Source organism: Pseudovibrio sp. WM33 (assembly GCF_001623165.1).
Lineage (GTDB): Bacteria > Pseudomonadota > Alphaproteobacteria > Rhizobiales > Stappiaceae > Pseudovibrio.
In genome coordinates this window covers 19,661-30,615 of sequence record NZ_LMCK01000022.1, presented here as the reverse complement: position 1 = coordinate 30,615, position 10,955 = coordinate 19,661, and the positions used below count along the sequence as shown (strand labels likewise).

Here is a 10,955-nt window from a genome sequence, read left to right as displayed (position 1 = left end):
CACACTTATAAGTGTGGCGGGCTTTTGTTTATCTCCTAGACAGCCCTCCGAAAGCTATCTAATAGTTAGCCCTTGTGTATGCTAAGGAATTACCTGAGAGATTGAGGGGGTTTTCGCCGTGAGCAATTTGAAAAATCTCATTGGAATTGTCGCTGACGGAAACACGTTGGACCGATCTCAGGCCCGCCAGGCCTTCGAGATCATCATGTCAGGCGCTGCAACTCCCGCACAGATCGGTGGCTTCCTCATGGCCTTGCGCTTGCGCGGCGAAACCATCGACGAAATTTCTGCAGCTGTAGAAACCATGCGCGCCAAAATGATCCCGGTGAAAGCACCAAATCACGCCATCGACATTGTTGGCACAGGTGGTGACGCATCCGGCTCCTATAACATTTCAACCTGCACAGCCATTGTTGTGGCGGGCTGCGGCGTGACCGTTGCAAAACATGGCAACCGGTCCCTGTCCTCCAAATCCGGTTCAGCAGAAGCACTTGCCGAGCTTGGCATCAACCTGGACCTGGATGCGAACGGCATCAGCCATTGCATTCATGAGGCCGGTATCGGCTTCATGTTTGCACCAAACCACCACAAGGCCATGCGCCATGTCGGCCCGGCCCGCATTGAGCTGGGCACCAGAACAATCTTCAACCTGCTAGGCCCGCTCGCCAACCCGGCAGGCGCAAAGCGCCAGATGACAGGCGTATTCGCACAGCAATGGGTTGAACCACTCGCCAACACCCTTCAGGAAATGGGCACCGAAAAAGCCTGGATCGTCAACGGCTCCGATGGAATGGACGAAATCACCACCACCGGAACCACCTTTGTCGCCGAACTGAAGAACGGAAACATCAACACCTTCACAGTGTCTCCTGAAGATGCGGGCCTGCCGCTTGCAAAGACAGACGATCTGAAAGGCGGCGATCCAAAAGAAAATGCTCAGGCACTGCGCGAAGTGCTGCAAGGAGCAAAAAACGCTTACAGGGATATCGTCCTGCTCAATTCAGCGGCCTCCCTTATCGTCGCAGATAAGGTCTCCACCCTCACTGAGGGTGTCCAGATGGCTGCACAGGCGATTGACCAAGGTGCAGCCCTTTCCCGACTGGACAAACTTGTTGAAGCCTCCGACGCTGCAACAGCTGCCAATATGAAACTCTAAGACCACGGATCCCATGTCAGAAATCCTTAAGAAAATCGAAGCTTACAAACGTGAAGAAATTGCTGCTGCCAAAGCGCAAACTTCGTTGGCTGATCTGAATGAGGCGATTAAAGCAGCAACACCAACACGCAGCTTTGCAGATGCTTTGAAAGCCAAGCATGCGAACGGTGAGTACGCCCTGATCGCAGAGGTTAAAAAAGCAAGCCCATCCAAGGGATTGATCCGCGCTAATTTCAACCCGCCCGCACTCGCCAAAGCCTATGAAAACGGTGGTGCAGCATGCTTGTCCGTATTGACGGACACACCATCTTTTCAGGGCAAACCAGAATATCTCGTCGCAGCTCGCGCTGAAGTCTCTCTGCCAGTTCTGCGCAAGGACTTCCTTTATGACACCTATCAGGTTCATGAAGCACGTGCATGGGGCGCTGACTGTATTCTGATCATTATGGCAGCTGTTAGCGACCAACTGGCCAAAGAGTTGGAAGACGCCGCATTTGGACTGGGCATGGATGCGCTTATCGAAGTGCATGACGAAGCTGAGCTGGAACGCGCGCTAAAGCTCTCCTCTCCGCTTGTTGGCATCAACAATCGCAATCTAAAAACCTTCGAGACATCTCTGGAAACCAGCGAGCGGCTCGCACCACTGATCCCGCAAGATCGGATCATTGTTGGCGAAAGCGGCCTGTTCACTCCAGAAGACCTCTACCGAATGGAAAACTCCGGTATCTCCACCTTCCTCATCGGCGAAAGCCTGATGCGTCAGGAGGATGTGGAAACCGCAACCAAAGCTTTACTTAAACGCTAAAAATCAACTGCTTGGCAAAAGCAGACACCTGAACAAACTGTGTCCAGAGGCAAGAAAATGTCAGAACTTTCTCCAAAACTCACTCACTTAGATGACAGCGGTGCGGCTCATATGGTCGACATTTCGGAGAAAGAGGTTACCTCACGCATTGCCCGTGCAGGCGGTCAGGTAAAAATGCAGCCTGAGACTCTGGACATGATCCTTTCAGGCAACGCCAAGAAAGGCGACGTGCTCGCAACGGCACGCATTGCTGGCATCATGGCGGCCAAGAGAACTCACGAGCTGATCCCGTTGTGCCATCCTCTGGCGCTTTCCAAGGTTCAGGTGGACTTCACACCCAATCCTGAGCTGCCAGGAATTGAGATCGAAGTCTTTGCAAAAGTATCCGGCCAGACTGGCATCGAAATGGAAGCACTTACAGCCGCCTCCGTTGCCTGCCTGACAATTTACGACATGGCAAAAGCCGTTGACCGTTCTATGGAGATCGGTGAAATCCGGTTGCTGGAGAAGAAGGGCGGCAAGTCCGGTCACTATCTGGCTGAGGAGGATAACTCCCGATGAGCTTGATCAGTATTGAAGAAGCGCTGGACCGCCTCCTGAAAGATGTGAATCCGACCGGTACCGAGCAGCTTCCACTACTTGAAACCGGAGAACGCATTCTGGCAGAAGATGTTGCTGCAACGAGAACGCAGCCTCCATTTTCGGCCTCAGCAATGGATGGGTATGCTGTCAAAGCTGCTGATACGGTCGATCCAGAGACTGCTTTGAAGGTCATTGGAGAAGTTGCTGCCGGGCATAACTTCGATGGCACGCTGCAAGCCGGAGAAGCTCTGCGCATCTTTACAGGTGCGCCTGTTCCAGCAGGCGTCGACGCGATTTTAATGCAGGAAAACGCTCGCCGTGACGGGGATAACCTGTTTTGCGAGGAAGCCGTTTCTGTTGGTAAGTTCATCCGCCCAGCAGGCCTCGACTTCAAAGAAGGTCAAACCCTCCTGAAGGCAGGCGCGCCACTCGGCTTCCGTGAGTTATCGCTTGCAGGCGCCATGAACCACGCAGCCTTGCCAGTACGCAAAAAACCGGTTGTTGCGATCCTCGCAAATGGTGATGAACTCGTAGAGCCAGGCCAGGTACCAGGTCCGAATCAAATCATCGCGTCCAATCAGGTCGGCATCGCAGAATTCGTCAGAAACTGCGGTGGAACGCCAATGATGCTGGGCATTGCACCAGACCAACCTGAGGAAATCGCGGCACGCGTGAAGCAGGCCATTGAAGCGAAAGCCGATGTACTGGTGACACTCGGCGGTGCCTCTGTGGGCGACCACGATCTCATTCAGGACGTGCTGGGCGCTGAAGGCATGGAGCTAGGCTTCTGGCGCATCGCCATGCGCCCGGGCAAGCCCCTCATGGCCGGTGCCCTTGGCCCGATGAAAGTCCTCGGCCTTCCTGGCAATCCAGTCTCCAGCCTTGTATGCGCACTCCTCTTCCTCGGCCCGCTTCTGGACAAGATGTTAGGCCGCACGGTCTCTGTGACAAATCAAGGCGTTACCAAAGCAACTCTGGCAGATGATTTGCCTACAAATGATATGCGCCAGGACTACCTGCGCGCCAGTCTGGACACAGACGAACACGGAGATCTGATAGCAACACCGTTTGGCAAACAGGACTCTTCCATGCTTGCCTTGCTGACAAAAGCAGATGCCCTGATCATTCGTCCACCACACGCACCAGCTGCAAAGGCAGGTGAAAAAGTGGACCTGCTCAAGCTACGCTAAATCCAGACATCAGAAGTGGGCAACCCCTGCCCACTCACCCACCAGAAACCAAATCCCCCAGTTCTAGCAGGGCTTAACCTCAACAAACCCATTGCAGAACACAATGAGAACAGGTAGAGTACGTTCGTGTTTTGTCCTTCCAATCGCAGAAGTTGAAGTCTTTCAGCTTCTTGGAATTACAAAACTGCGATTGGTCAGGAATGACCGCTCACTTTCAATCAGCGCCTTAGGAGCGAACGGGGATAAAAGATGCTTACACAGAAGCAACACGAGCTTTTGATGTTCATCCATCAACGCTTGAAGGAAGCCGGTGTTCCGCCCTCCTTCGATGAGATGAAGGACGCGCTGGACCTCCGTTCCAAATCCGGCATTCACCGGCTGATCACAGCTCTGGAAGAGCGCGGCTTCATTCGCCGCTTGCCGAACAGAGCTCGTGCACTTGAAATCCTCAAACTGCCAGACTCCATTTCTCCGGGCCTGAAGCCTGCCGCTAAGGAAAAAGGCTTTGCACCTGAGGTGATTGAGGGCTCCCTGAGCAAGAAAGTAGCAACGCCGCCACCTCCACGCACCACATCACCAGACGAAGTGCCAACGCTGGAAATCCCGGTCATGGGCCGCATTGCTGCAGGCGTACCAATCGAAGCAATCCAGACACAAAGCCATACCATCGCAATGCCTGCTGATCTGATGGGTCGCGGTGAGCATTATGCGCTGGAAGTCAAAGGCGACTCCATGATCGATGCCGGTATCTTCGATGGGGATACCGTGTTGATCAAACGTGGTGACACGGCTGATAACGGCGAAATCGTTGTGGCGCTGATTGATGAAGAAGAAGCAACCTTGAAGCGCCTGCGCAAAAAAGGCGCCTCAGTCGCGTTGGAAGCGGCCAACCCCGCCTACGAAACTCGCATCTTCGGCCCGGGCCGCGTCCACGTTCAAGGCAAGATGATTGCGCTCTTCCGCCGCTATTAAATCATTGGTTGCCTGAGGCAATTTTGGATTCCAAGGTCTGCGCTGAGCATCATATGCCCAGCGCACTTTTTTTATTCTTTCCCCGCCCTTAGCGCCAGCTGAGAGCCAGATGTAAGCTGAACCTCGTTCTCCGAAAATCTTCTGGTCGATAACCAGCTCAGCCCGGCAAGCCGGAGGCGCCTGAACCTGTGTGATGACGATGGTGGCAAGATGGCAGTCAGCCTCCAAAACATCAACTGCTTTGGACTGCGCCAGCAGGATAGGTTCTGAACTTACCCTCTCTCCCTCCGCAGGCTGCTGAGGGAATATCTCAATCACACAGCCGCGCTCATCACAGGACCGATCTGAAGCCCTCACCTTGTGCTGCTTGAACGAACCCGCTGAACCCCCACCAGCGCGCAACAGGCTGTCAGCAGCAAACGACATACGCGAGGACGTCAGTCGAAACGCACCATCCTGCCCATAATAAGCAATGTGCTTGCCCGCATCTGCAATCATCAGATCAGGCGCCTTGCCACCGGCAAACATCAGGACACTCACCGTAAATGCCGGAAGTGAAAGCCATTTCAGGCGCAGCGGCGTCACACACAGCACGACAATCGCTAGGATCACGAGCAGATACCCTGGAGCACTGGCAACCCCGAGACTGGTCAGCCCCTCACTGAGTGAGCTCACCCAGTAGGCAGCTTTCAGCACCAGCGCCAACCCAGCCTCCATCCCTTGCAGAAAGAACGCATCCGCACCAAACGGGATCGCCAACAGACTCAATAACCCAAGGGGCATAACCACAAAAGTCACCAATGGCATAGCAAGAATATTCCCCAGAACTCCATAAGGCGCAACCTGCTCAAAATGCATCGCCGCAACTGGCCCCGTGGCAGCACCTGCAATCAACGAGGTCAACGCACAAGCTAGAATCCACTTTAAGATTACACGACTAACCTTCTGAAACCATGAGGTATTCCGTCTGCGCGAACTGTCTCGATCACCGAGCAACCAATCCTTCCCAAGCATATAGGCTGAGAGCAAGGCGAGCACTGCAATGAAGGACATCTGAAACCCGGGAGCCAGAACCTCCTCCGGCCTCAGGCTTAAAAGCACAAGGCAAGCCAGCGCCAGACCACGCAGACTGAAGGCCCGCCGACCAAGCAGACCCGCGCATAAAATCATCGCCGCCATCAAAAAAGCCCGCTGCGTTGCCACAGAAGCTCCTGACAAACCAAGATAAACAATCGCCGCAATCAGTGCTGCCACGCTGGCATAAACGTGAATATGTCCTTTCAGCGCAAGCGACTGGCTGAGGGATAGGATCAGGCGGGCACCAAGGAAGACCAGAGAGGTCACAAGTCCCATATGCATGCCGGAGATAGCGAGCACATGAGCAAGCCCTGCATTGCGCAAGGCATCCTTGTCAGCGGTGGCAAGATAGTCTCGCTTGCCCACCAGAAGTGCAACAGCAAACGCACTTTCCGGGCTGTTATCCAACACCCGCCGGATCCGCTGTGCTATCCCACTGCGCACACGCTCTATCCCTTGCAGAAAACTTGTGCCCTCTACCTGTGCCACAACAACCGGTTTGGAAAGCGCATAGCCGACTGCACCAATCCCACTGAAAAACGCAGTTCGGGCAAAGTCATACCCACCGGGGCGCACCGCACCTCCCGGCGGCAACAACCGAGCCTTCAGCTGCATCCTGTCCCCCATCACGGGTGCCTCTTTCATCCCCTTGATGCTAATCCGGATGCGATAAGAAAGAAGAGTTACGCCCTTCTGCGAAAGTGTTGTCACATCTGCAAAAATGACGGAGTAAGCCCCTTTGCCAGAATGCTTCACTCCAGCAACCACACCCTCCACTTTGCGTGTAACCGGGCGCTCCAGCGGGTCACCGCGCGCATACTCCACGCGCAAGTCAGCAAGGAAGAACCCGGCAGTAAAGAACAAAAGCGCGGTCAGCCCAACCGTTAACCGCCCGATCTTCCAACGACGAAAAGCGAATACTCCCAATAAGATAAAAGGAGTTCCGCTTAAAACACTGTAAGGCTCTGCGGGGAGTGAGAAATAAACCAGTACACCAGCCAAGTGGCAGAGCGCATACCAGAGGATGCCATGCCCCTTGTTCCAATCCTGTACCAGAGCAGAGCGGGCATAACTCATGACAGCTGGCCAATCCGGCCTCAGCACGAAACCCAGCAGCTCACGTATCTTTTGGACCACATCACGAAGCCTAAGGCGCTGTTTCTCTTCAGCAAAACGCGTGCTTGCGTTGCTATGTGCGTTTTTTGCGTTGGTTTGCGTTTTTGTGCGTTGCTGTGTGACTCGTCCAGCAAGCGCCGTATCGGTCTCAAACAGCACAGAAGAAAACTTATCCTCCTCAAGGCAAAGCTCACCTATTCTGGGAGCACAGCCACCAGATTGCGTCTTGTCTGAGGATGATTGCCCCTCGCGCACCCTTAAGTCCCTTTCTGCCACTTGGGAACTTTTCAATGCTATGATACACAGCCCGCAGAGGTACGGCGCCCCGCCGTAATTACCCCAAACTATTCGAAGTAACTTGAAACTTTTCCGGAACACCTATGACTAAACCTGTTGTGACGCGCTTTGCGCCTTCTCCTACTGGCTACCTGCATATTGGCGGCGCCCGTACAGCCCTGTTCAACTGGCTTCTGGCAAAACACAGCGGCGGTAAAATGCTGCTGCGCATTGAAGACACCGATCGCTCCCGCTCCACCGAGGAAGCCGTAGACGCGCTTCTGGACGGTCTGTCCTGGCTGGGCATCGACTGGGACGGCGAGCCGATCTCCCAGTATGGCCGCGTTGACCGCCACCGCGAAGTTGCTGAGCAGATGGTCAAGGACGGCACTGCGTACTATTGCTACTGCTCCCCGGAAGAAGTGAACGAGATGCGCGAGAAGGCCCGCGCAGAAGGTCGCCCGCCGCGTTATGACGGCACCTGGCGTGATCGTGACCCTTCTGAAGCACCGGAAGGCGTCGCCCCTGCCATTCGCCTGAAAGCACCGCTCGAAGGTGACACCATCGTGGAAGATCAGGTTCAGGGCACCGTCAAGTTCGCCAATAAGGATCTGGACGACCTGATCCTCGTGCGTTCTGATGGCAACCCAACCTACATGCTGGCTGTTGTGGTAGACGACCACGACATGGGCGTCACCCACATCGTACGTGGTGATGACCACCTGACCAACGCAGCACGCCAGTCCCTGATCTACAAGGCTCTGAACTGGGATGTCCCGGTCATGGCGCACATTCCGCTGATCTATGGACCAGATGGCGCAAAGCTCTCCAAGCGCCACGGCGCAGTTGGCGCAGAAGCCTACCGGGCTATGGGCTACCTGCCATCCGCCATGCGCAACTATCTGGCGCGCCTCGGCTGGTCCCATGGCGATGACGAGATCTTCTCTACCGATCAGATGATCGAGTGGTTTGGTCTGGACGCTGTTGGCAAGTCCCCATCCCGTTTCGACTTCAAGAAACTGGAGAACCTGAACGCCCACTACATGCGCTCAGAAAGTGATGAGGAGCTGCTCGGCCACTTCCTCACCTATCTGATGGACGTGGAAGGCGGCGCAGACGTCATGGCGTGGATTGCTGGTGATGGAAACCAGGACAAACTGGTTGAAGCACTGCCTGGCCTGAAAGAGCGTGCAAAGACCCTTGTCGAACTACAGGAATCTGCGCATTACCTATGGGTTCAGCGCCCGCTGGATCTGGATGCAAAGGCTGAAAAGATCCTGTCTGACGAGGCACGCGCTGTTCTTGGCAAGGTTCTGGTTGCCCTTGAAGCACTGGACGAGTGGACCGTGGAAAGCACTGAAAATGCCGTTAAGGCAGTTGCTGAAGCAGAAGAGCTGAAACTCGGCAAAGTTGCTCAGCCATTGCGCGCTGCACTCACTGGTCGTGGCACATCCCCAGGCATCTTTGACGTGCTCAAAGTGCTCGGAAAAGACGAATCCTGCGCACGCATTCGTGATCTTTCAGCTTAATTCGCTGAATTCTAAAAGAAACTCCGCTGCAAATACTAGTCATTCGTAGCGGTAGTTACACTTATAGCTAAAAGCATTGGTTGCGGGCGCTTGCCCCATCGCGGCAAATGATATAGGCAGTTCCACGACAACACTCTCCTCCGGGCGGAAACGTCAGATCATGCAGTGTATTCATTTGTACACAAATGAAGCAAGTCGCATGAGGAGATACAAAATGGGGGTTGCCTGATATGAGCGACAAAACAGCGAAACTGACTATTGGAGACAACAGCTGGGACTTTAACGTCCACTCTGGCTCCATGGGCCCTGATGTTCTGGACATCGGTTCGCTTTATAAGCAAACTGATCACTTCACACTGGACCCTGGTTTCACATCAACTGCCTCATGCGAATCCAAGATCACTTACATCGACGGTGACGCAGGCGTTCTGCTTTACCGCGGTTACCCGATTGAACAGCTCGCCGAACACGGCGACTTTTTGGAAAGCTGCTATCTGCTGCTGTACGGCGAACTGCCAACACGCGCAGAGAAGGACGATTTTGTTCATCGTGTAACCTACCACACCATGATCCATGATCAGATGAGCTCTTTCTTCAAGGGTTATCGTCGTGACGCTCACCCAATGGCAGTCATGACCGGTACCGTTGGAGCTCTCTCTTCCTTCTATCATGACAGCACCGACATCTCCGATCCACACCTGCGCATGGTTGCATCCCTGCGCATGATCGCAAAGATGCCGACCATTGCTGCAATGGCCTACAAATACCACGTTGGTCAGCCATTCGTTTACCCAAGAAACGATCTGGACTACGCATCCAACTTCCTACACATGTGCTTCGCAGTTCCATGTGAGGAATATAAAGTAAATCCGGTTCTGGCACGCGCCATGGACCGTATCTTCATCCTGCACGCTGACCACGAGCAGAACGCTTCCACATCCACCGTACGTCTTGCTGGTTCTTCAGGCGCAAACCCATTTGCATGTATTGCAGCTGGCATTGCATGTCTGTGGGGTCCATCTCATGGCGGTGCGAATGAGGCAGCTCTGAACATGCTTTCCGAAATCGGTTCTGTTGACCGTATTCCTGAGTATGTGGCACGTGCAAAAGACAAGAATGATCCGTTCCGCCTCATGGGCTTCGGTCACCGCGTCTACAAAAACTACGACCCACGCGCACGCATCATGCAGAAAACCTGTCATGAAGTGCTTGCAGAGCTGGGCCACCAGGACGATCCGCTTCTTGAAGTGGCAATGGAACTGGAAAAAGTTGCCCTCACCGATCCTTACTTCGTTGAGAAGAAGCTCTATCCAAACATTGACTTCTACTCCGGCATCACCCTGCGTGCTCTGGGCTTCCCAACCACCATGTTCACCGTGCTCTTCGCACTGGCTCGTACAGTAGGTTGGATCGCACAGTGGAAGGAAATGATTGAAGATCCTTCCCAGCGTATCGGTCGTCCACGCCAGCTGTACACCGGCTATTCCGAGCGTGACTATCAGCCAATCGACCAGCGTCGTTAAAAACATTTCCCCGAAAGCGGACACCGCTGTTCGGGAAATGCAGCAAAGCTGATTGAGCTGAGAAGTTAAACTTCAGAAAAAGGAGGCATTTTGCCTCCTTTTTTATTTGAAAAGCACCATTTGCTTTCAGCACCCACAAACCATGAGGCGGCTTAATCCTGTTCATGCCTCACCACATCCCTATCCTTGATGCTTGACCAAGTGCCCAGCACTGCCACCGGCATCAGAAAAGGATGTATTGATGCGTCTTGCCCCCCTCCCTGTTTTTGCAGCCTTCACGCTCCTCTCTGCCGGTCTGGCAAGCTATTCCTCAGCAAACACCGAAACCGCACAAGCTTCCCGGGACGTTGCCTTCTCAAACCTGAGCATGCAGGACGGCACATCAGACAATTCCATCTGCGTTGAGCGTTATGGTGACGGGTACACAGTCTCCCCCTCCAAAGAAGCCCCCAAACGCACCTACATCAGCGACAAGGGACACACCGTAACGCTGGTGGATAGAAACGAGATTTTAGGACAAGGCATTTTTGCTGAACATGACCGGTTCATGATGACATTCCCCGGCAATGAAGGTGAAGAGATTGAGGTCACTCAATTCGTGACCGGCCTGATCGGCGGCGACAACTACAGTGGCGTATTCACAGACGGCACATGCACCGGAAAGGTTTCTGTTGGCCCATTGGAATACAAATAAAAACCATTCACCACAGTTGAACTGAACACCCTGAA

The 10,955-nt window shown here is 54.0% G+C and carries 9 protein-coding genes; 8 read left to right on the top strand and 1 reads right to left on the bottom strand.

Going from position 1 to position 10,955, the window contains the following annotated elements; translation table 11 throughout:
• The first annotated feature begins 118 nt into the window (after window positions 1–118).
• The 5 genes from trpD to lexA all read left to right on the top strand — a co-directional run bounded on the left by trpD (window position 119) and on the right by lexA (window position 4,705).
• The gene (gene trpD, locus PsWM33_RS05975) at window positions 119–1,156 is read left to right on the top strand and encodes an anthranilate phosphoribosyltransferase (RefSeq protein WP_063299550.1); all 1,038 of its coding nucleotides are present in this window, start codon (window positions 119–121) and stop codon (window positions 1,154–1,156) included.
• Between the two features lie 13 nt (window positions 1,157–1,169).
• A complete protein-coding gene (gene trpC / locus PsWM33_RS05970) occupies window positions 1,170–1,961 on the top strand; it encodes an indole-3-glycerol phosphate synthase TrpC (protein ID WP_063299549.1) in 792 nt (263 codons plus the stop codon).
• A 57-nt stretch (window positions 1,962–2,018) separates the two neighbouring features.
• On the top strand, window positions 2,019–2,522 hold the full coding sequence (gene moaC / locus PsWM33_RS05965; RefSeq protein WP_063299548.1) for a cyclic pyranopterin monophosphate synthase MoaC: 504 nt from the start codon (window positions 2,019–2,021) through the stop codon (window positions 2,520–2,522).
• The gene (locus tag PsWM33_RS05960) at window positions 2,519–3,733 is read left to right on the top strand and encodes a molybdopterin molybdotransferase MoeA (RefSeq protein WP_063299547.1); all 1,215 of its coding nucleotides are present in this window, start codon (window positions 2,519–2,521) and stop codon (window positions 3,731–3,733) included. Before moaC ends, PsWM33_RS05960 begins: the two co-directional genes overlap by 4 nt.
• 249 nt (window positions 3,734–3,982) lie before the next feature.
• The gene (gene lexA / locus PsWM33_RS26675; protein WP_057465511.1) at window positions 3,983–4,705 is read left to right on the top strand and encodes a transcriptional repressor LexA; all 723 of its coding nucleotides are present in this window, start codon (window positions 3,983–3,985) and stop codon (window positions 4,703–4,705) included.
• Here lexA and PsWM33_RS05945 read toward each other — a convergent pair.
• A complete protein-coding gene (locus PsWM33_RS05945; RefSeq protein WP_063299544.1) occupies window positions 4,601–7,153 on the bottom strand; it encodes a ComEC/Rec2 family competence protein in 2,553 nt (850 codons plus the stop codon). The two genes, lexA and PsWM33_RS05945, sit on opposite strands and share 105 nt — an antisense overlap.
• A 125-nt stretch (window positions 7,154–7,278) precedes the next feature.
• Between PsWM33_RS05945 and gltX the strand changes: the two genes are divergently transcribed.
• The 3 genes from gltX to PsWM33_RS05930 all read left to right on the top strand — a co-directional run bounded on the left by gltX (window position 7,279) and on the right by PsWM33_RS05930 (window position 10,920).
• Window positions 7,279–8,703 carry a glutamate--tRNA ligase gene (gene gltX, locus PsWM33_RS05940; protein ID WP_063299543.1) on the top strand — a complete coding sequence of 475 codons (1,425 nt, stop codon included), beginning with the start codon at window positions 7,279–7,281 and terminating at the stop codon, window positions 8,701–8,703.
• 230 nt (window positions 8,704–8,933) lie between these two features.
• Entirely contained in the window at window positions 8,934–10,226 is a 1,293-nt protein-coding gene (gltA, locus tag PsWM33_RS05935) for a citrate synthase (protein ID WP_057465514.1), read from the top strand.
• 241 nt (window positions 10,227–10,467) lie between these two features.
• On the top strand, window positions 10,468–10,920 hold the full coding sequence (locus PsWM33_RS05930) for a hypothetical protein (protein WP_208991953.1): 453 nt from the start codon (window positions 10,468–10,470) through the stop codon (window positions 10,918–10,920).
• Window positions 10,921–10,955: the final 35 nt, after the last annotated feature.